We start from the raw sequence: 17,675 nt of genomic DNA on the forward strand, positions 1-17,675 counted from the left end.
CTCTCTGTTGCAACGGAAAAGAACCGGCCTGTTCCCTCCGCGTCACCACGGGGGGAACAGACCGGCGATTCGCCAAATCCGTCGCAGACTCTACGCGGTGCCCCTACTTGGGCGCTCCCACGGGCTTTCCCTCGGGCGAAGCGGCGTACCAAGTGCCGCCCACGCCCTGCCCATTGGTGTCGCCGGGCTTCTTGTCACCGGAGTAGGTGTAGATCGGCCAGCAGTTGATCGTCTGCTGCTTGCCGCCGTCGGGACGGTTGTACGTCATGAAGCCCTTCTTGAGGATGCCCTTCGTGTCGTTCTTCGCCACGGGCGCGACGGCCGGCCAGTTCTCCGCGCAGGTGTCGACGCAGTTCGACTTGATGGGCCACGCCGAGTCCTTGAGGAACCGGTAGACGGTCATACCGTTCTTGTCGACGACGATCTCGCCGAGCTTCGGGTCCTTGCGCGTGGACAGGCCGGCCAGGTCGGCGGGCTGCGCGGCGGCGGGGCTCGCCTTCTTTCCGTCGGGCGCGGCGGCGTACCACACGCCCCCGACGCCCTGCCCCTTCGCGTCGCCCGGCTTGGTGTCCATCGCGTACCGGTACATGGGCCAGCCGTCGATGGTCAGCTGCTTGGTGCCGTCGGCCGCGGTGACCTCGCCGAGCAGCGACTGGTCGACGCCGGGCGCGGCCTCGGCGCCGTCCGCGGGGACCACGGGCCACGCCTTGAGACAGGCGTCGTCACAGTTCGACTTGGGCGGCTGCGCGGTGTCCTTGTCGAAGCGGTACATCGTGAAGCCCGCACTGTCCGTGAGGACCTGGCCGAGCTTCTTGCTGTCCCAGGTCGCGAGCTGCCCGGCCGGTTTCGCCTTGGCCGCCCCCGCGTCCTTCGCGTCCCCGGATCCGTAGCCGTCCGAGCCGCCGTACGCGTCCCCGTTGCCGTAACCGCCCTGCGCCGGGGCGGCGTTGCCCACGGACTGGCCGTTGGGCGACTGGTCGCCCTGGTCCTGACCGCACGCCGTCGTCAGCGCCAGCAGGGCCGCAGCTGTCGCTACGAGTGAGGCGCTCCGCCAGGTGTTCATTGCCAACTCCCGCTGTTTGCTTGGGTGTTGTGCGATCCCGGAAGGGGCCGCACATGGCCCTAGGTACGCGCGGCGACGGCGGGTGCGTTCAACGGGGCGGAAATTTTCTTTTCGGCGAGGGGGGCGAGGGACGTATCCGGGGCGGACCGGCGTGCGCTCCGGAGGCCGCGGGCAAACCTGGCGCCCCCCCATCTCCCCACCTTCGGACCAATCCGCGGCGGCCGGGGCGTGGCAGCGCCTCGCGCCGCCCATGATCTCCGTCGTGTACGGATCCAGAGGGGCCAGGTCGACCCTGGTCACACGGGTGGTGGCGGTGCTCGCGCTGGCCTGGCTGCTGGGCTCGCCCGCGGCCGGTGCCACGGCGGCCGCACTGACCCCTGCCGACAACTGCGCGTACGCCTCGATCGGCAAAGGCGGCGATGCGATAGCCCGCGCCGGTGACGGCGTCGTCTGCCGGGCGGGCCCTGTCAAGCCACCGCCACGGAAGCCCCCGCCGCCCCCGGCCCCCAAACCACCGCCCCCACCACCACCGCCCCCTCCGCCACCACCTCCTCCGCCTCCTCCGCCACCGCCCGTGAAGGCACCGCCGCCGCCCGCCCCGAAGCCGACGGTGCGCCCCAAGCCCTCGCCGACTCCGGTCAGTTATCCCGAATACCGCCCCGCGCCCCGTAAGGCGCCGCCGAGCGGCGGGCCTTCCCTGGTCTCGCTCACCCTGCTCATCACCGCGCCCGCGGTGCTCGCCGTCGCCGCGCTGCGCCCGCGCTGACCACCGGAGGTCCCGATGTCGGAATGGCTTGTTCTCACTCTCGCGATGGTGGCCGCGTGCGCGGTCGTCCTCGTCGTGACCGTCCTTCAGCAGCGCCGGATCGGTGACGACGACGACCCGAGCGAGACCCCGGACGTCATCGAGTACATGACGATGATGATCGGCGTGGTGTACGCGATCGTCCTGGGCCTCGCCATCGCGGGCGTCTGGGAGGGCCGCAGCGCCGCCCAGGACCACGTGCGCAACGAGGCGCAGGCCCTGCACGAGATCCATGAACGCGTCCGCGTCTATCCCACGGAGGTCAGGACCCGTATCCGCTCGGATGTCGACACCTATGTCAGCCATGTCGTCACCACCGAGTGGCGCACGATGAAGAACAAGGGCCATCTCACCGCCGAGGGGACCCGGCTCCTCGACAAGGTGCGCCACGACGTCACCGACTACCAACCGAAGACGGACTTCGAGGCGCAGGCCTACCAGCCGCTGCTCGACCAGATCACCGCCGCGGACGACGCCCGCAACGCGCGCGCGGACTCCACCGGCGCCACGATGCCGGGCGTGGTCTGGTTCGGTCTGATCGCGGGAGGGCTCGTCACGATCGGGATGGTCTTCGCACTCCAGATCCGCAGAACGGCACGCGAACTGGTCCTCGCCGGGCTCTTCTCGGCGCTGATCGCGTTCCTGCTCTTCCTGGTCTGGGACCTCGACGCGCCGTACAGCCGCGGGGTCGCGGCCACCGTGGAACCGTTCCTCATGCTGTTCCCGCACGCCGCAGGCTGAGGCCGGCGGGCCGCGCTCACCTCCCGGTCAGCGCGGCCCGCCCAGCGCCAGCCCTTGTTCGGCCAGCGCCTCGCCGAGGACCCGCAGTGCCTTGGGCCCCATCCCGTGCAGGGCCTTCAGCTCGTTCACGGGCACGCCCACGAGCTGGGCGAGTTCCGTGTATCCGGCCGCGTTGAGCGCGCGCAGCGCCGGAGCGCCGATACCGCGCGGAAAACCGGTGGGTGCGGTGCTGTCCGTCATCACTGCCTGCCTCTCCCAGTAGGGCGCGGACTGCGCCCGGCGCCCCGGAGACGCACTCTGGTGCCATGACTGCCTGGCACACCCCCATCGTCGTACACCCTCCCGCACCCGAGGGCGGGCGGCATGTCACCGTGCGGGGGCGGGCCGTCGGGCTCGCGCACAGTGATCAGGACCTGATCCGGCTGCTGCGCGAGGCCGGGCTCGGCGAGTCCGACATGACGCTCGACGATCCCCATCTGGTCGAGTGGCGCGGCGCGGGCCCGCACATGTGGCACACGACGGGATCCGACGAGCCGTCATCGCACCGCCCTGTCACCTGACCGGCGGACTTTCAGAAACTGTTGGCGATGCGGACTCGGATGGCGCACCGCACTCATGGTCGCCACCCGTTCGCCCCTGCGCTGTGGCCCGTCGCGTGCGCCGCGCTTAGTTTTTTCGTAAGCGCAAGTGACGCGGTCTCGCCGCCGCGTCGAGAGGGGTGAACGAATGCCTTCGTCCCAGCCGGCCGACGAGCAGGGTACGCAGAAGAAGCGCGCGCCGTGGGGCGTGATAGCGCTGGTTCTGCTCACCGGACTCGCGCTGATTCGCAATGGAACGGGGGAATTCGACACCGGTCCCCCGCAGCCCGCGTCGGCCGCGGCGGCGGATCTCCGCTCCCCGTCCACGTCCGGCGCAACGGCGCCGAAGCCGCTGCCGTTCTCCGCGGCCAGCCGGGTTGAGATCCCGGCGATCCAGGTGGACGCCCCGGTCACGCCCGTGGGGGTCGACCCGGACGGCTGGGTGGAAGCCCCACCGCCCGAGGACCCGAATCTCGCGGGCTGGTTCACCGGTGGCGTGTCTCCGGGCGAGAAGGGCACCGCGGTCATCGACGGTCACGTCGACAACCAGCAGGGGCCCGCGGTCTTCTACGGCCTCGGCTCGCTCAAAAAGGGAAACCACGTCCAGGTCCTGCGCAAGGACCAGAAGACCGCCGTGTTCGAGATCTACGGCATCCAGGTATTCGAGAAGGCGAATTTCCCGGGGAACCGCGTCTACGGCAGCACCGGTGCGCCCGAACTGAGGGTGATCACGTGCGGCGGCGGATTCTCCAAGCAGAACGGCTACGACGGGAATGTCGTCGTCTTCGCCCGCCTGGTCGAGGTCCGCTGACCCGGCGGGCGAAAACCCGGCTCAGGCTGCCCGGCGCCTGGGCACCATGATGCGGTAGCCCGAGTCGAGGAGTTCCGGCAGATAGGTGCGCAGGGCGGCAACACTCTGGGAGCGGTTGCCGCCCGCGTCATGGCTGAGGACCACCACGCCGGGGGCCGCCTCGGCCCGGACCGCCCGGACGATGGCGCGGGTGCCCGGCTCCGTCCAGTCGTTGGTGTCCAGCGTCCAGGCGAAGGGTTCCATGCCGAGCTCGGCGCCGATCCGGAAGGCGTTGCGGTTCCAGGCTCCGTACGGCGCGCGGAACCAGGCGGGCGGCTCGCCGATCGTGTCGTCGATGATCTCGCAGGTCCGCTCGATCTCGGAGCGCATGGCCGAGCGCGACATCGTGGTCAGGAGGGGATGGGTCCAGGTGTGGTTGCCGACGACGTGCCCGTCGTCGGCCATCTCGCGCAGCAGGTCCTGGTTCCACTCGACCTGTTCCCCGCAGACGAAGAACATGGCTCGGACGTCGTGTTCACGCAGCGTCCGCAGGATGTGCGGGGTGTAGCGGGGGTCGGGTCCGTCGTCGAAGGTGAGGACCATGCTCCTGTCGTGGGTGTCCATCCGGAGGATCGGCTCACGCCGTACCTCCAGCCGCGCGGGCGCCGCGTGCGGCGGGCCGTATCCGGCCAGGGGCTGGAGGCGGTACGTGGAGGGCCGCATCACCTTGGCCGCCTGCGGTCCTCCCGCGGCGGGGGCGGCCGAGCGGGGGGCGCCGGCGCGGCCGGTGCCGGTACAGCCGGCGACGGCGGTGAGGCCGAGGAGCGCGGCGCCGCGGAACAAGGCCCGCCGCCCTGGATTGATCTGATCCGATTTCATGACCAATGCGTCGCACGGCGACCACTGCGGGCCGCATTCCAACGCCGCGCCGCCGCCCGAAAGCACCCGATGGGACCAGCAGGCCCGCGGCGGACCGGTACCGGTCGTGTCGCCCCCAGCACCTGTGGGACCTGGGGTTTCCGCTAGCCTCACCGCTGTGAACGCAGAGCAGCCACACCAGTTCGAACGCGGTACGGACGGCCCCAAGGTGATCGTGGTCGGAGTGGACGGCTCCGACTCCTCGCTGCGCGCCGCGTCCTACGCCGGCGGCCTCGCCCGCCGCCAACGCGCCCTCCTCGCCGTCGTGTACGTCCAGCCCGTCATGGCCACCGGCGCCGCGCTCGGCGTCCCCGTGGCCGACACCACGGACGAGATCGCCGAGGGTCTGATCGCCGAGATCAGGGAGGCGGCGGAGCGGGTGAAGGGCATATTCGAGGTGCGCTGGGAGTTCCACACCTTCCGCGGCGACCCGTACAACGGCCTGGTCACCGCCGCGGACGAGCTGAAGGCGGATGCCGTGATCGTCGGCGCGTCCGAGCAGGCCGGACACCGCATCGTCGGGTCGGTCGCGATCCGGCTGGTGAAGGCCGGGCGCTGGCCCGTCACCGTGGTCCCGTGACCACCTGAACCTCACGCGAACCCTCACACCCCCTAGAGCGTGCCGTCTTCCGTCGCCGCCGCGGCTGGGCCATCATGATCGCCCGTCAGCCGACTGCCGTCCGCGAAGAGGTGGAGCCCATGGCCGGTCTCAGAGGACTTCGGATGGGGCAGGGCGTACTTCGCCGCAAGCCCATCGAACACATCGAGGAGGCCGAGGGCAGCAGCGAGCAGCAGCTCACCCGCTCCCTCGGCCTGTGGCAGCTCACCGCGATCGGGGTCGGCGGCATCATCGGCGCCGGCATCTTCACCCTCGCCGGCACGGTCGCCAACGGCACGGCGGGGCCCGCGGTCCTGGTCTCGTTCCTCATCGCGGGCGTCGCGAGCGCGGCCGCCGCGCTGTCGTACGCGGAGTTCGCCGGCCTCATCCCGAAGGCGGGGTCCGCCTACACGTACGGGTACGCGGTCCTCGGCGAGCTGGTCGGCTGGTTCATCGGCTGGGACCTGCTCCTCGAGTACACGGCGATCGTGGCGGTGGTCGCCATCGGCATCTCCGGCTACTTCGGCTTCCTGCTCGGCGAGATGGGGCTCGACCTGCCGAACTGGATGCTGGGCGCGCCGGGCACGGGCGACGGTCACAAGGTCGACCTGTTCGCCGCCCTGCTGTGTCTGCTGATCGCGTATCTGCTGACGCTCGGCATCAAGAACGCGGCGCGCTTCGAGACCATCGTGGTGGTCCTGAAGGTCCTGGTGGTGGTGGTCGTCATCGCCGTGGGCTTCTTCCACATCAACACGGCCAACTACACGCCGTTCTTCCCCTTCGGGGTCAGCGGCGCGTTCACCGGAGCGGCCACGGTCTTCTTCGCGGTCTTCGGTTACGACGCCATGTCGACGGCGGCCGAGGAGTCCAAGGACGCGCAGCACCACATGCCGAAGGCGATCCTCTACTCGCTCGCGATCTCGATGGTCCTGTACGTGCTGGCCTGCCTGGTCCTGACCGGCATGCAGAACTACAAGGACATCGACCCGGAAAGCGGCTTCTCGACCGCCTTCAAGTCGGTCGGCCTGAGCGGTCTCGCGGATGTCATCGCGGTGGGCGCGATCATCGGCATCCTCACCGTGATGTTCACGTTCATGCTGGGCGTCACCCGTGTGTGGTTCTCGATGAGCCGCGACGGGCTGCTGCCCAAGTGGTTCGCGAAGACCCATCCGACCCGGCACGTGCCGACGCGCGTGACGTGGATCGTCGGGTGCGCGTCGGCTCTCATCGCCGGGTTCCTGCCGATCGGGGAGGCGGCCGAGCTGACCAACATCGGCATCCTGCTGGCGTTCGGCGTGGTGTGCGTCGCAGTGATCGTGCTGCGCTACAAGAAGCCCGACCTGCCCCGCACGTTCCGTACGCCGGGTATGCCGGTGGTACCCGCCCTCGGGGTCATCTTCTCGATCTGGCTGATCACGTTCCTGCAGTGGCAGACGTGGGTGCGGTTCGCCGTGTGGTTCGCCATCGGGCTCGTCATCTACTTCGGCTACTCGTACAAGAGGTCGGAGCTGGCGAAGACGGACCCGCCGACGAAGTCCTGACCTCCACCTGCCCGTCGTCTACCTGCCCATCGTCAGGCCGTCCTCGGCCGCGCCTCTGCTGAGGACGGCCTGGCGGATCCGGTCGCGGACTTCCGCCAGGCCGAGGCCGTCGTGGATGGCCTGGTTGACGTTGATGACGCGGCCCGAGCCGACGTTGAACCACTGGGGGAGGAACTCGGCCTTGCGCACCTCCCAGCGCCCGCCCGGCTTCGCCGGGGGCGCGAAGGTGAAGCGGCCGATGGTGCCGTCGTTGCCGCGCGGATCCTTGGCGCCCTCGCCGTCGAACATCTCGCCGGCGATCTGATCGCCCATGCCGTAGACCACCCAGGTGCCGTTGACCTTCTCGTACGCCTGCGGGACGTGCGCGTGCGTGCCGAGGATCAGGTCGATGTCGGGGCGGCCGTCCGTGCGCGACGCGGTGAGATCCTCACCGAGGCTCAGCTGGTCCTCGTCCGGCTCTTCCTGCCACTCGGTGCCCCAGTTCAGGGAGACGACGACCACGTCCGCGCCCGCCTTCCGGGCCGCCCGCGCATCGTCGACGATCTTCTGACCGTCGATCATGTTCACGGCCCACGGCCGCCCTTTGGGCAGCGGGCGGCCGTTCGTGTCGTGCGTGTACGCGAGGTGGGCGACCTTGGCGCCGCCGGCGCTCAGCCACCCGGGTCTGCCCGCCTCGGCGGCCGTGCGGGCGGAGCCCACGTGACCGATGCCCGCGCGGTCCAAGGTGTCGAGGGTGCGGTCGATACCGGCGGCACCGTCGTCAAGGGTGTGGTTCGAGGCCGTGGAACACGCGTCGTAGCCCGTGGCACGCAGCCCTTCGGCCACCTCGGGCGGCGACTTGAAGTTCGGGTAGCCGGTGTAGTGGCCGTTGGCGCCGTAGACCGTCTCCATGTGGCAGATCGCCAGGTTCGCCTTGGAGACGACCGGTTTCACGCCGGCCAGCATCGGCTCGAAGTCGTAGCCGTCGCCTCCCGCGTCGGTGTTCGCCTTCTTGATGATCGACGCGTGCGGCAGTACGTCACCGGAGGCGACGAGAGTGAAATCGCGCTGCACGCCGATGGCGCCGCCCGCGGCCGACGGCGCCGGGCTGTCCGTGCCGCGGGGCGCCGCGCGATGCGTGCCGCCCTCGGGCGCCGCGCAGCCCGCGCCCGCCGCGATCAGCGCGGCCGCCAGGACCGCCGCGCCCTGCCGTGTGTGCCACGAGCGCTGCGCGTGCCGTGAGCGTCCTGTGTGCTGGGTGCGTCTCGTGCTCCGTGTGCGGTGCGTCATCGGCCAAGCTCCATCAATCGGTGAATAGGGTGATTTTTGACACACGCATACACGTACGGGCACCGGACCGAGTCAAGGCTCCATACCGCCGCAGTCGCTGGAACGGCGTCATGTTCCGCCCCTGTCGGCCCCGTTCGCCGCACCGCTCGCCGACGGCATCGACCGCCCGTCGCAGACCGCTGCCCGCGCTCTGGGCCTGCGGCGTGCGCTGCGCTGCCATACGGCCATGACGACCGCCATGAAAACCGAAGGACCCGCCGGAACGGCAGAACACGTGCTGGCCGAGCTCCAGCGCGAGCACGGCAGGCCGCTCCTCTCCTTCCTCCTGCGGCTGTGCGACGGCGACCGGCAGCGGGCGGAAGACCTGGTCCAGGAGACGTTCGTGCGCGCCTGGCAGCACCCGGAGGCGCTGCACGCCGACTACGAGTCCGTGCGGCCCTGGCTCTTCACCGTCGGCCGCAGACTCGCCATAGACGCCCGGCGCGCGCGGCTCGCCCGGCCGCCGGAGATCGGCGGCGCGGTCCTGGAGGGCGCGCGGGTCTGCGCCGACCACGCGGAGCGCTCGGCGGCCGCGCTCGATGTGCGCGAGGCCGTGGCGACGCTCAGCCCGGAACACCGGGCGGTGCTCCTGCAGGTGTACTTCCGGGGCGCCTCCGTGGCCGAGGCGGCCGACGCGCTCGGCATCCCTCCCGGTACCGTGAAATCCCGCGCGTACTACGCGCTGCGCGCACTGCGCAGGGTGCTCCCGGGCTATGGGGCGAACCCGGCCGCCCCGCATTGAAACCGGACGGCAGGTCAAGCCTCGGTAAAGCGCCTTGCCCGGTGCCCCGGTCCTCGATTGAGTAATCGGCTGTCCTCCCCTGCCCGGTCGGGCGCGAGGGCCCGGGGGCCGACGGAGCGCACGGACCGGAGGAAGGCAGGAAGGGATGTTGCACGGGAGCAAGGAAGGCACATCGGGCGCCGGCGGCGGCGAACTGACGGTACCGATGGCGTGGTTGTACGCCGAGTACATCGCCGATGAGCTGCTGCGCACCGGTGATCTGATGCCGCCCACGTCCTTCGAGTTCCGGGCCGGGCGCGATGCACTCGCACTGACGATCTTCCTGTCGGACACGGACGGCGAGCTGTCCGGCATCCGGGTCGTGTCCCAGCTGGAGACCTGGCTGTCGCTCACGGCGTACGACCAGCCGTGGCAGCACTGGGTGCGCGAGCACATGGGACGCCTGGCGGCGCAGGCACTCGATGAGAACAGACCTTCGCCGGACCTCGAACTGGCCGAGGCGGCGTGGCGATGGCTGGAGGAGACGGAGCTGCTCGCGCCGGACCTGGATTCCGTGCCGGGGCGCGGGTCGCTGCCCGACGAGGAGGACGACGGACCGAAGGTATGGACACCGGCATGGCAACTGGGGCTGCCGCTCGGCCATCTGGCGATCCATCTGTTCTGAGGCCCTGCGGCCTCTTCGCAGGGCCCCTGCTGCCCCGCTATTCGACCTCGACGCCCGAAGAGTGCACCCCCGCGCGGTATTTGGGGATCCGCACGGTGATCTTCATGCCCGCGCCGGTGCCGGTCTCGATGACGAGGCCGTAGTCGTCGCCGAACACCTGCCGGAGCCGCTCGTCGACGTTCGAGAGGCCGATCCCGGTCGAGGTGCCGCCCTCGCCGCGCAGGATCGCGCGCAGCGCGCCCGGGTCCATGCCGACCCCGTCGTCCTCGATGACGACCTCCGCCTCCGCGCCCGCGTCCCGGGCGCCGATCGTGATGCGGCTGCGGGTGACGGCGCCCTCCAGGCCGTGCTTCACGGCGTTCTCGACGAGGGGCTGAAGGCACAGGAAGGGCAACGCCACCGGCAGCACCTCGGGCGCGATCTGGAGCGTGACCGAGAGCCGGTCGCCGAACCGGGCCCGGACCAGGGCCAGATACTGGTCGATGGAGTGCAGCTCGTCGGCGAGCGTGGTGAAGTCACCGTGGCGGCGGAACGAGTAGCGGGTGAAGTCGGCGAATTCCAGGAGGAGTTCGCGGGCCCGCTCGGGGTCGGTGCGGACGAACGAGGCGATGGCGGCGAGTGAGTTGAAGATGAAGTGGGGCGAGATCTGCGCGCGCAGGGCTCTGATCTCGGCCTCGATGAGGCGGGTGCGGGAGCGGTCGAGTTCGGCCAGCTCCAGCTGGACGGAGATCCAGCGGGCCACCTCGTCGGCGGCGCGGGCGAGGACGGCCGACTCGCGGGGCGCGTAGGCGACGAGGGCGCCTAGCACGCGCCCCTCGGTGACGATCGGGGCGGCCACGGCCCAGCGCAGCGGGCAGTCGACGGCGCCGCATCCGCAGCCGAACGCGGCGCTGCGCCCGGTGTCGAGCAGCCCTTCGAGATGCCCCATGACCTGTTTGCCGTGCTGGTCCCCCGCGCCGTCCCAGGCGAGGACGGCGGTGCGGTTGGTGAGGCAGAGCGCGTCGGTGCCGAGCAGCGTGCGCAGTCTGCGGGCCGACCTGCGCGCCGACTCCTCGGTGAGCCCGGCCCGCAGCGGCGGCGCGGCGAGCGAGGCGGTGTGCAGGGTGTCGAAGGTGGCCCGTTCCACGGGCGTGCCGACGTCGCTGCGTCCGCCGGGGTGCGCCGTGCGCCGCCCGAGGACGAAGCCGCCCGCGAGGAGGAGCGGGCACAGGGCGAGGAGCACGGCTGTGGCGGTCACGGGCGGGCTCCCGGCTCCCCCGTGGTGACCGTCCCGTGGGTGCTGAGCGACTCCGGGAGGTGCAGCCGCGTCATCGTGGCGCTGGTGTGCGGCGGTACGGAGTCCTGGGTGGCGAGCGATACGAGGATCATGGCGAGGAAGCCGACCGGGACCGACCAGACGGCGGGCCAGGCGAGGAGCGTGTGCAGCCAGCCGCCCTGTGCGACGCCGGCGACGGTCAGGGTGACCGCGACGAGCGCGGAGCCGCCGCCGAGGAGCAGCCCTGCCCGCGCGCCGGGCGGGGTGAGCCGCCGCCACCAGATGCCGAGCACGAGCAGCGGGCAGAACGAGGACGCCGACACCGCGAACGCCATGCCGACGGCGTCCGCCACCGGCACCCCGCTGACGAGGAGCGCACCTCCCAGCGGCACGGTCATCGCGAGGAGCGTCGCGAGGCGGAAGTGCCGTACGCCGCGGGCCGGCAGGACGTCCTGGCTGAGCACGCCGGCGACGGCCATCGTCAGACCCGAGGCGGTCGACAGGAACGCGGCGAAGGCGCCGCCCGCCACCAGCGCCCCGAGCAGGTCCCCGCCGAGGCCGCCGATGGCTCGCCCCGGCAGGAGCAGGACGGCCGCGTCGGCATCCTGGGTGGCGCTCAGTTCGGGCGCGTACAGGCTGCCGAGCCAGCCGTAGATCGGGGGCAGGAGGTAGAAGAGCCCGATGAGGGCGAGCACGGCGACGGTGGTGCGGCGGGCCGCGCGGCCGTTCGGGCTGGTGTAGAAGCGGACGACGACGTGCGGCAGGCCCATCGTGCCGAGGAACGTGGCGACGATGAGGCCGTACGTCGCGTACAGCGGGTGGTCCGCGCGGCTGGTGGCGAGCGGCTGCCCGGAACCCGCGCCGGACCAGGGCATGCCGTCGGCGGGCGGCGGGGCGCCGCCGTCGCCGTGCCAGGCGAGGACCAGGAAGAACGCGGGCACGAGCAGCGCGGTCAGCTTCAGCCAGTACTGGAAGGCCTGCACGAAGGTGATGGAGCGCATGCCGCCCGCGGCGACCGCGAGGACGACGACGGCGGCGACGAGCGCCCCGCCGAACCAGCGCGGCGCGCCCGTGAGGATCTGCAACGTGAGCCCCGCGCCCTGGAGTTGGGGCACGAGGTAGAGCCAGCCGGCCCCGACCACGAGCATGCTGACGACTCTCCGGACGCTGCGGGACTCCAGGCGGCCCTCGGCGAAGTCGGGCAGCGTGTACGCGCCGGAGCGGCGCAGCGGGGCCGCGACGAACACCAGCAGGACGAGGTATCCGGCGGTGTAGCCGACGGGGTACCAGAGCATGTCGGGGCCGTGCACGAGCAGCAGTCCGGCGACGCCGAGGAAGGAGGCCGCGGAGAGGTACTCGCCGCTGATCGCCGCGGCGTTGAGGCCGGGGCCCACCGTGCGCGAGGCGACGTAGAAGTCGGAGGTGGTGCGGGAGATGCGCAGCCCGAAGCCGCCGATGAGGACGGTGGCCAGGACGACCACGGCCACGGCGGGTATCGCGTACGCCTCGTTCACGGCGCCCCGTGCCGGTCGCGGACAGCCCGGCCGTGCACGAGGCGCGCGAAGTCGCGTTCGTTGCGCTCGGCCCGGCGCACGTACCACCAGGCGATGAGAACGAGGACCGGGTAGCAGCCGAAGCCGAGGACGATCCAGACGGCGGTGGTGTTGCGCAGGGCGCCGAAGAAGAGGGGCAGGGTCACGACGGGCAGGGCGAGCACCGCGAACGCGGTGAGTCCGGTGCGGAGTTGACTGCGCATCAGGGATCGGACGTAGGCCGCGCCCAGCGTCGTCTGTTCGTCGATCTCCCACTGGGTGGGGTGGCCGGGCAGCCGGCGCACCGCGCGCGGCTCGCCGGTCACGACCTCGCGGCGGGGTGCGGGCTCAGCGCTGGCGGACACGGCCGGAGTGTAGGCGGGGGTGCGGGCCGAGCGGAAGGGGTCGACGCGTATCGGCCCAGGTCACGCGGTTTCCGGTCAGCCGCCCGCGCGCCGCATCAGGAGTTCGCGGACGCGGCTCGCGTGGCGGCGGCTCACGGCGAGCTCGGCCTCGCCTATCCGCACGCTCATGCCTCCGCCGTCGAGGCGCAGTTCGTCTATGCGGTGCAGGGCGACCAGGTGGCTGCGGTGGATCCGGACGAACCCGTGCGGCTGCCAGCGCTCCTCCAGGGTGGTCAGCGGGATGCGCACGAGGTGGCTGGTGTCGGCGGTGTGCAGGCGCGCGTAGTCGCCCTGGGCCTCGGCGTACGTGATATCGGCGACGGCCACGAGGCGGGTGACGCCGCCGAGTTCGACGGGGATCCGGTCGGCGGAGAGGTCCACGGCGGGCCGGGCGACGGCGGCCTGCTCGGCGACGCGCCGCACGGCCTCCGCGAGGCGTTCCCTGCGGACGGGCTTGAGGACGTAGTCGACGGCCTTCAGGTCGAAGGCCTGCACGGCGAAGTCCTCGTGGGCGGTGACGAAGACGATCATCGGCGGCTTGGCGAACCCGGCGAGGAGCCGCGCCACGTCGAGGCCCGTGAGCCCGGCCATCTGGATGTCGAGGAAGAGCACGTCGATGGCGTTGGCGTCGTCGCCTCCCGCGTCCAGGGCGCGGCCGATGCGGCGCAGCGCCTCGTTCGCGTCGGTGGCGCCCTCGGCCGCGCGCACCCGCGGGTCCGCCCGCAACAGGTAGAGCAGCTCGGCGAGTGCGGGTTCCTCGTCGTCCACGGCCAGTACGCGCAGCATGCGGCTGGAGTGTAGGTGGTCGTCCCGCGGTGGCCAATCCTGGTGGGACTTGAGTGATTCGGCGGCCGGTTGCGTACGGGAGGTCGAGCGGCACACACCGTCCGGTCAGAGGTCATTCACGTACGACGCGAGGAACGGCATGAGGTCCCTGGATCGGCATCGCGACGCCGGCGCCTATGCGCTGGGCGTCCTCGACGAGGCGGACCGCTTCCGCTTCGAGGACCATCTCGGGCAGTGTCCCGGGTGCGTGGCGCGGGTCGGGGAGTTCGGGTCCGCGACCGCGGCTCTGGCGCTGTACGCGCGGGCGACGCCACCGGCCGTGGAGACGGTGGCCGAGGCGGGGCCCGTGCTCCTGGACGGACTGGTGTCGGGGATGGAGCGGGTGCGCCGGGCGGGGCGCAGGCGGTGGCTGTGCGCGATGGCGGCGGCGGTCGTGCTCGCCGTGGTGGGGCCTGGTGTCGCGGTCCTGGGCGGGTCCGGCGACGGCGCCGTGCGGCTGGACGCCCGGGACGCGCGGACCGGGGTGTCGGCGTCGGTGACGGCGTCCGGCCACGAGTGGGGCACCGCGCTGGGGATCGAGGTCCGCGACGCGCGCGGTCCACGGGTGTGCGAGCTGGTGGCCGTCGGCAAGGACGGTTCGCGGCAGACGGTGACGAGTTGGGCCGTGCGGGCCCACGACGCCGCGGCGACCACGACGCAGAGTGCCGTGGCGCTGCGCCCTCAGGAGATCGCCGGATTCGAGGTGCGGACCGTGGACGGGACGCGTCTGGTGGCCATTCCGATGCGGTGAATCTCCCTTCCTGACACGGGACTTCGGGCGGCGCGCCGCAGCGGTCGTCACTTCAGGAGCTTCGACATCCTGCGGTCCGCGAGCGGCTTGCCGCCCGTCTGGCAGGTCGGGCAGTACTGGAGCGACGAGTCGTGGAAGGACACCTCACGGATCGTGTCGCCGCACACCGGGCACTTCTCCCCGGCTCTGCCGTGCACCCGCAGCCCGCTCTTCTTCTCCGCCTTGAGCCGCCCGGCCGCGAGGCCGCGCGAGCGCTCGACGGCCTCGGTCAGCGTGCCGCGCAGGGCCTTGTAGAGGACGGACACGTCGTCGGGGGTCAGGCTCGACGCGAGCTTGAACGGGGACATCTTCGCGGCGTGCAGGATCTCGTCGCTGTACGCGTTCCCGATGCCGGCGATGAGGCTCTGGTCGCGCAGCGCCCCCTTGATCTGCCGCCGTTCGCCGTCCAGGAGGGCGGCGAAGCGCGCCTCGTCGAAGCCGTCGGCCAGGGGGTCGGGGCCGAGCCTCGCGATGCCCGGGACGTCGGCCGGGTCGTGGACGACGTACACCGCGAGGCTCTTCTGTGTGCCCGCCTCGGTGAGGTCGAAGCCCTCGCCGTCCTCCAGGGCGACGCGCAGGGCGAGCGGTCCTTTGCCGGGGCGGGGCGGGCCGTCGGGGAGCCGGTCCTTCCAGTGGAGCCAGCCCGCGCGGGCGAGGTGCGTGACGAGGTGCAGTCCGTCCGCGTCGAGGTCGAGGAACTTGCCGTGCCGCGTGACGCCCGTGACCGTGCGGCCCTCCAGGGCGGCGGGCGGCGGGTCGTACGTCTTGAGGACGCTCACGGCGACGGGCAGGACGCGGACGATCTCGTGCCCCACCAGATGCTCGGTGAGGAAGTCCGTCAGCGCTTCGACCTCGGGAAGTTCCGGCATAGGTCCAGAGTGCCACCGGGCACCGACACCGCCAGGCGAGCCGTCGCCACGGCCCCGGTCAGTCGCGGGCCGGCACGACGAACTCGCACCACACGCACTTGCCGCTCCCCCGCGCCTCCACGCCCCACACGTCCGCGAGCCGGTCGACGAGGAGCAGGCCGCGCCCCGAGACGCCGTCCTCGCCCGCCTCGCGCCGGCGCGGCAGCGCGCTGGAGGTGTCCTCGACCTCCACGCGCAGCCTGCGGTCGGACGCGGTGACCACGCGGAGGGTGACGATCGCGGGGCCGTCGGTGTGCATCAGCGCGTTGGTGATCATCTCGTCGGCGACGAGCTCGATCTCGTCCGCGCGCCCGGCCGAGCCCCAGGCCCGGACGGCGGCCCTGATCATGTGCCGGGCCTCTCGCAGGGCTTCGGGGTCGTTCGGCGCGACATGCTGCTGGAGGCGCCCGCCCGACTGGGGCGCGCCGATGCCGCGGCGGCGCAGCAGGAGGAGCGCGACGTCGTCGTCCCCGCCGCGTTCGTCGACGCTCTCGCAGAGCCGGTCCGCGAGGTCGCCGAGGTCGTGGGGGCCGCTGGCGACGAGGGCCGTGAGGGCCTGGAGTCCGTCGTCGAGGTCGGTGCCCGGCTGCTCGACGAGGCCGTCGGTGCACAGGATCAGGGCCTGGCCCGGATCGAGTTCGACGGTCCCGACCGGGTATTCGAGCCGGCCGAACTCCGCGGAGAGGCCGAGCGGCAGGCCGCCGTCGACGGACAGTCTGCGGCAGGTTCCGTCGGTGAGGCGGAGCAGCGGGTCCAGGTGCCCGGCCCGCACGAGCTGGACGACCCCGGTCGAGAGGTCGGCCTCGGCATACAGGCAGGTCGCGAACCGTTCGGTGTCGAGCTCGTGGAGGAAGACGGAGGCGCGGGCCATGACGGTGGCGGGCGTGTGCCCTTCGGCGGCGTAGGCGCGCAGCACGATGCGCAGCTGTCCCATGACGGCGGCTGCGTGGGTGTCGTGTCCCTGGACGTCGCCGATGACGGCGCCGACGCGTCCGCCGGGCAGCGGGATCACGTCGTACCAGTCGCCTCCGATGTCGCGACCGAGGGAGGCCGAGCGGTAGCGGACAGCGATGTCGGCGCCGGACACGGCGGGGATGGTGCGGGGCAGCATGGCCTGCTGGAGGCTCTGGGCGAGGTCCTTCTCCTGTTCGTAGAACATCGCGCGCTGGAGGCTCTGGGCGATGCTGCTGCCCAGGGCGACGAGGACGTTGCGCTCCTCCTCGGTGAAGCCGCGTTTGTCGTGGTAGAGCAGGCCGAGCGCCCCGATGGGGCGGGCCTGCGCGATGAGCGGCAGGTAGGCGGCGGCCGTGATCTCCAGCTGGGTGATGTGCGGCCACAGAATGGGGTAGGACTCGGCGAAGTCGTCGGGGGACTCGATGAAGCGGGGCGCGAGGGTGCGCACGACGTCGCCCATGGGGTACGGCTCGTCGATCCGCGTGACCTTGGTGCCGGGCACGAAGCTGCCCTCGGGGCCGTCCGCGACGAGGTGGATGCGTCCGGCTCTGACGAGGCCCATGACGAGGCTGGTGGCGCCGAGGTGCTGGAGGCCGTGGCTGTCCTTGAGCACGTCGATGACGTCCTGGACGGTGCGGGCGTGGGCGAGTGCGGCGGTGGTGCCCTGGACGACGCTGGTCTGGCGGCGGCGCAGGGCGTCCTGTTCGCGGCGGGCCGTGCTGTCGCTGAGTTCCTGGGCGGCATCGCGGACGATGCCCACGATGCGGCGCGGGCGGCCGGTGTCGTCGCGCCGGATGTAGCCCTGGGCGTGGGTCCAGCGCATCCTGCCGTCGCGGCATTTGATGCGGAAGTAGGAGCCGTAGTTCTCGCTGCCGTCCTTCAGGGCGGTGGAGACGACGCCGTCGAGCCGGGTGGCCTCGGTCGGGGGGACGCGGATGGCGAGGGTCTCGGGGCGCCCGTCGTATTCGTCGGGGCGTACGTCGAAGATCTCGTGGGCCTTGGCGTCCATGTGCATCAGGCCGGTGTCGAGGTCCCAGTCGAACCTGCCCATGCCCAGGTGGCCACCGAACTCGGCGAGGAAGCAGCAGGCCGTGCCCCCGGCCGCCCTGTCGCACAGGGCGCAGTCGAGGGGCTCCCCTCCCCCCGTACCGGCTTCCATGGGGCCACGCTAGGCGCAGCGCGAATCACTCGCATGCGGGGCACGGTGTGCTCCGGACGGGCCTGGGTGCACCCCGGGGCGCGCCGCGACCGTCGGTGCG

At 71.7% G+C, this 17,675-nt stretch carries 19 protein-coding genes; 9 read left to right on the plus strand and 10 right to left on the minus strand.

Features of this window, described 5'->3' with window-relative positions:
* Nucleotides 1–103 precede the first annotated feature (103 nt).
* On the minus strand, nt 104–1,063 hold the full coding sequence (locus tag AC07EJ_RS10810) for an SCO0930 family lipoprotein (RefSeq protein ID WP_389484559.1): 960 nt from the start codon (nt 1,061–1,063) through the stop codon (nt 104–106).
* 262 nt (nt 1,064–1,325) lie between these two features.
* Here AC07EJ_RS10810 and AC07EJ_RS10815 point away from each other — a divergent pair, with 262 nt between their 5' ends.
* Both AC07EJ_RS10815 and AC07EJ_RS10820 read left to right on the plus strand, forming a co-directional pair.
* Nucleotides 1,326–1,829 carry a hypothetical protein gene (locus AC07EJ_RS10815; protein WP_478884073.1) on the plus strand — a complete coding sequence of 168 codons (504 nt, stop codon included), beginning with the start codon at nt 1,326–1,328 and terminating at the stop codon, nt 1,827–1,829.
* A gap of 15 nt (nt 1,830–1,844) precedes the next feature.
* Entirely contained in the window at nt 1,845–2,609 is a 765-nt protein-coding gene (locus AC07EJ_RS10820) for a bestrophin-like domain (protein ID WP_389484554.1), read from the plus strand.
* 27 nt (nt 2,610–2,636) lie between these two features.
* Here AC07EJ_RS10820 and AC07EJ_RS10825 read toward each other — a convergent pair whose 3' ends face one another.
* Nucleotides 2,637–2,849: a helix-hairpin-helix domain-containing protein gene (locus AC07EJ_RS10825; protein WP_478884074.1), complete on the minus strand. Its 213-nt coding sequence runs from the start codon at nt 2,847–2,849 to the stop codon at nt 2,637–2,639.
* 65 nt (nt 2,850–2,914) lie between these two features.
* Between AC07EJ_RS10825 and AC07EJ_RS10830 the strand changes: the two genes are divergently transcribed.
* Together AC07EJ_RS10830 and AC07EJ_RS10835 are read left to right on the plus strand one after the other, a co-directional pair.
* Nucleotides 2,915–3,169 (plus strand): hypothetical protein, encoded by a 255-nt coding sequence (locus AC07EJ_RS10830; protein ID WP_478884075.1) that lies wholly within the window; start codon nt 2,915–2,917, stop codon nt 3,167–3,169.
* Nucleotides 3,170–3,335: 166 nt separating this feature from the next.
* Nucleotides 3,336–3,998 carry a class F sortase gene (locus AC07EJ_RS10835; RefSeq protein ID WP_389484550.1) on the plus strand — a complete coding sequence of 221 codons (663 nt, stop codon included), beginning with the start codon at nt 3,336–3,338 and terminating at the stop codon, nt 3,996–3,998.
* Nucleotides 3,999–4,019: 21 nt separating this feature from the next.
* Here AC07EJ_RS10835 and AC07EJ_RS10840 read toward each other — a convergent pair whose 3' ends face one another.
* A complete protein-coding gene (locus tag AC07EJ_RS10840; RefSeq protein ID WP_478884076.1) occupies nt 4,020–4,856 on the minus strand; it encodes a polysaccharide deacetylase family protein in 837 nt (278 codons plus the stop codon).
* Between the two features lie 157 nt (nt 4,857–5,013).
* Between AC07EJ_RS10840 and AC07EJ_RS10845 the strand changes: the two genes are divergently transcribed.
* Both AC07EJ_RS10845 and AC07EJ_RS10850 read left to right on the plus strand, forming a co-directional pair.
* Nucleotides 5,014–5,475 (plus strand): universal stress protein, encoded by a 462-nt coding sequence (locus tag AC07EJ_RS10845; protein ID WP_389484547.1) that lies wholly within the window; start codon nt 5,014–5,016, stop codon nt 5,473–5,475.
* Nucleotides 5,476–5,594: 119 nt separating this feature from the next.
* Nucleotides 5,595–7,034 (plus strand): amino acid permease, encoded by a 1,440-nt coding sequence (locus tag AC07EJ_RS10850; protein WP_478884077.1) that lies wholly within the window; start codon nt 5,595–5,597, stop codon nt 7,032–7,034.
* A gap of 18 nt (nt 7,035–7,052) precedes the next feature.
* On the opposite strand, the gene AC07EJ_RS10855 is transcribed toward AC07EJ_RS10850, so the two are convergent.
* A complete protein-coding gene (locus AC07EJ_RS10855) occupies nt 7,053–8,303 on the minus strand; it encodes a CapA family protein (protein ID WP_389484543.1) in 1,251 nt (416 codons plus the stop codon).
* 226 nt (nt 8,304–8,529) lie between these two features.
* Here AC07EJ_RS10855 and AC07EJ_RS10860 point away from each other — a divergent pair, with 226 nt between their 5' ends.
* Both AC07EJ_RS10860 and AC07EJ_RS10865 read left to right on the plus strand, forming a co-directional pair.
* Nucleotides 8,530–9,084: a sigma-70 family RNA polymerase sigma factor gene (locus AC07EJ_RS10860; protein ID WP_389484541.1), complete on the plus strand. Its 555-nt coding sequence runs from the start codon at nt 8,530–8,532 to the stop codon at nt 9,082–9,084.
* Nucleotides 9,085–9,229: 145 nt separating this feature from the next.
* A complete protein-coding gene (locus AC07EJ_RS10865) occupies nt 9,230–9,748 on the plus strand; it encodes a hypothetical protein (protein WP_389484540.1) in 519 nt (172 codons plus the stop codon).
* 37 nt (nt 9,749–9,785) lie between these two features.
* Here AC07EJ_RS10865 and AC07EJ_RS10870 read toward each other — a convergent pair whose 3' ends face one another.
* The 4 genes from AC07EJ_RS10870 to AC07EJ_RS10885 form a co-directional block, all read right to left on the minus strand.
* Entirely contained in the window at nt 9,786–10,985 is a 1,200-nt protein-coding gene (locus AC07EJ_RS10870) for a sensor histidine kinase (RefSeq protein WP_389484538.1), read from the minus strand.
* Nucleotides 10,982–12,517, minus strand: coding sequence for a sodium/solute symporter (locus tag AC07EJ_RS10875; protein WP_389484536.1), 1,536 nt, complete (start codon nt 12,515–12,517; stop codon nt 10,982–10,984). The genes AC07EJ_RS10870 and AC07EJ_RS10875 overlap by 4 nt, the downstream gene beginning before the upstream one ends.
* Nucleotides 12,514–12,861 (minus strand): DUF485 domain-containing protein, encoded by a 348-nt coding sequence (locus tag AC07EJ_RS10880; RefSeq protein ID WP_389484673.1) that lies wholly within the window; start codon nt 12,859–12,861, stop codon nt 12,514–12,516. The genes AC07EJ_RS10875 and AC07EJ_RS10880 overlap by 4 nt, the downstream gene beginning before the upstream one ends.
* A gap of 114 nt (nt 12,862–12,975) precedes the next feature.
* The gene (locus tag AC07EJ_RS10885; protein WP_389484533.1) at nt 12,976–13,725 is read right to left on the minus strand and encodes a LytR/AlgR family response regulator transcription factor; all 750 of its coding nucleotides are present in this window, start codon (nt 13,723–13,725) and stop codon (nt 12,976–12,978) included.
* A gap of 139 nt (nt 13,726–13,864) precedes the next feature.
* On the opposite strand from AC07EJ_RS10885, the gene AC07EJ_RS10890 reads away from it, so the two are divergent.
* Nucleotides 13,865–14,515, plus strand: coding sequence for a zf-HC2 domain-containing protein (locus AC07EJ_RS10890; RefSeq protein WP_478884078.1), 651 nt, complete (start codon nt 13,865–13,867; stop codon nt 14,513–14,515).
* Between the two features lie 47 nt (nt 14,516–14,562).
* Here AC07EJ_RS10890 and AC07EJ_RS10895 read toward each other — a convergent pair whose 3' ends face one another.
* Nucleotides 14,563–15,423, minus strand: coding sequence for an Fpg/Nei family DNA glycosylase (locus tag AC07EJ_RS10895; RefSeq protein WP_389484529.1), 861 nt, complete (start codon nt 15,421–15,423; stop codon nt 14,563–14,565).
* Nucleotides 15,424–15,481: 58 nt separating this feature from the next.
* Nucleotides 15,482–17,575: a SpoIIE family protein phosphatase gene (locus AC07EJ_RS10900; RefSeq protein ID WP_389484527.1), complete on the minus strand. Its 2,094-nt coding sequence runs from the start codon at nt 17,573–17,575 to the stop codon at nt 15,482–15,484.
* Nucleotides 17,576–17,675 lie beyond the last annotated feature (100 nt).

This window comes from Streptomyces sp. NPDC045026 (assembly GCF_056432625.1).

Excerpts from the sequence above, each read along its gene's own strand:
- AC07EJ_RS10850 (WP_478884077.1), top strand. The coding sequence starts at position 5,595 with ATGGCCGGTCTCAGAGGACTTCGGATGGGGCAGGGCGTACTTCGCCGC.
- AC07EJ_RS10860 (WP_389484541.1), top strand. The coding sequence starts at position 8,530 with ATGACGACCGCCATGAAAACCGAAGGACCCGCCGGAACGGCAGAACAC.
- AC07EJ_RS10825 (WP_478884074.1), bottom strand. The coding sequence starts at position 2,849 with ATGACGGACAGCACCGCACCCACCGGTTTTCCGCGCGGTATCGGCGCT.
- AC07EJ_RS10885 (WP_389484533.1), bottom strand. The coding sequence starts at position 13,725 with ATGCTGCGCGTACTGGCCGTGGACGACGAGGAACCCGCACTCGCCGAG.
- AC07EJ_RS10900 (WP_389484527.1), bottom strand. The coding sequence starts at position 17,575 with ATGGAAGCCGGTACGGGGGGAGGGGAGCCCCTCGACTGCGCCCTGTGC.
- AC07EJ_RS10830 (WP_478884075.1), top strand. The coding sequence starts at position 2,915 with ATGACTGCCTGGCACACCCCCATCGTCGTACACCCTCCCGCACCCGAG.
- AC07EJ_RS10855 (WP_389484543.1), bottom strand. The coding sequence starts at position 8,303 with ATGACGCACCGCACACGGAGCACGAGACGCACCCAGCACACAGGACGC.
- AC07EJ_RS10865 (WP_389484540.1), top strand. The coding sequence starts at position 9,230 with ATGTTGCACGGGAGCAAGGAAGGCACATCGGGCGCCGGCGGCGGCGAA.
- AC07EJ_RS10835 (WP_389484550.1), top strand. The coding sequence starts at position 3,336 with ATGCCTTCGTCCCAGCCGGCCGACGAGCAGGGTACGCAGAAGAAGCGC.
- AC07EJ_RS10820 (WP_389484554.1), top strand. The coding sequence starts at position 1,845 with ATGTCGGAATGGCTTGTTCTCACTCTCGCGATGGTGGCCGCGTGCGCG.
- AC07EJ_RS10895 (WP_389484529.1), bottom strand. The coding sequence starts at position 15,423 with ATGCCGGAACTTCCCGAGGTCGAAGCGCTGACGGACTTCCTCACCGAG.
- AC07EJ_RS10890 (WP_478884078.1), top strand. The coding sequence starts at position 13,865 with ATGAGGTCCCTGGATCGGCATCGCGACGCCGGCGCCTATGCGCTGGGC.
- AC07EJ_RS10810 (WP_389484559.1), bottom strand. The coding sequence starts at position 1,063 with ATGAACACCTGGCGGAGCGCCTCACTCGTAGCGACAGCTGCGGCCCTG.
- AC07EJ_RS10840 (WP_478884076.1), bottom strand. The coding sequence starts at position 4,856 with ATGAAATCGGATCAGATCAATCCAGGGCGGCGGGCCTTGTTCCGCGGC.